This is a genomic window from Actinomadura napierensis, assembly GCF_039529375.1.
Lineage (GTDB): Bacteria > Actinomycetota > Actinomycetes > Streptosporangiales > Streptosporangiaceae > Spirillospora > Spirillospora napierensis.
In genome coordinates this window covers 1-1,138 of sequence record NZ_BAAAMR010000267.1, presented here as the reverse complement: position 1 = coordinate 1,138, position 1,138 = coordinate 1, and the positions used below count along the sequence as shown (strand labels likewise).

Here is a 1,138-nt window from a genome sequence, read left to right as displayed (position 1 = left end):
TGAAGGTGCGGTAACACGCACTGGAGGACCGAACCGGTGCCCGTTGAAAAGGTCTGGGATGACCTGTGGTTAGGGGTGAAAGGCCAATCAAACTCCGTGATAGCTGGTTCTCCCCGAAATCTATTTAGGTAGTGCCTCGCGTGAATACTCCAGGGGGTAGAGCACTGGATGGGCTAGGGGGGTTTACCGCCTTACCAAACCTAACCAAACTCCGAATACCTGGAAGTACTGCGCGGGAGACAGACGGCGGGTGCTAACGTCCGTCGTCAAAAGGGAAACAACCCAGACCGCCAGCTAAGGTCCCAAAGTTGTGGTTAAGTGGTAAACGATGTGGGAAGGCTTAGACAACTAGGAGGTTGGCTTAGAAGCAGCCATCCTTGAAAGAGTGCGTAATAGCTCACTGGTCAAGTCGGCCTGCGCGGAAGATGTAACGGGGCTAAAACTATGTGCCGAAGCTGCGGATTTGACATTAGTCAAGTGGTAGGGGAGCGTTCTGTAAGCCGATGAAGGTGTATTGAGAAGCTTGCTGGAGGTATCAGAAGTGCGAATGCTGACGTGAGTAACGACAAAACGGGTGAAAAACCCGTTCGCCGAAAGACCAAGGGTTCCAGTCCAACGTTAATCGGGGCTGGGTGAGTCGACCCCTAAGGCGAGGCCGAAAGGCGTAGTCGATGGGAAAATGGTTAATATTCCATTACTTCTGTGTAATGCGATGAGAGGACGGAGAAGGCTAAATCAGCCTGGCGTTGGTTGTCCAGGTGAAAGGATGTAGGCATGTATCTTAGGCAAATCCGGGGTACTCTATGCTGAGATCTGATAGCAAGCTGTACTTGTACAGCGAAGTGGTTGATGCCATGCTTCCAGGAAAAGTCTCTAAGCTTCAGTTACACAGGAATCGTACCCGAAACCGACACAGGTGGTCAGGTCGAGTAGACCAAGGCGCTTGAGAGAACTCTGCTGAAGGAACTAGGCAAAATGGTACCGTAACTTCGGGAGAAGGTACGCTGTTGTTGGTGATGGAACTCGCTTCCTGAGCTGACGACAGCCGCAGAAACCAGGCCGCTGCAACTGTTTATTAAAAACATAGCACTCTGCAAACACGAAAGTGGACGTATAGGGTGTGATGCCTGCCCGGTGC

At 51.7% G+C, this 1,138-nt stretch carries 1 rRNA gene; it reads left to right on the top strand.

Annotated features, from left to right (window positions below):
* Positions 1-1,138 (top strand): 23S ribosomal RNA (locus ABD296_RS49345); the annotation flags it as partial.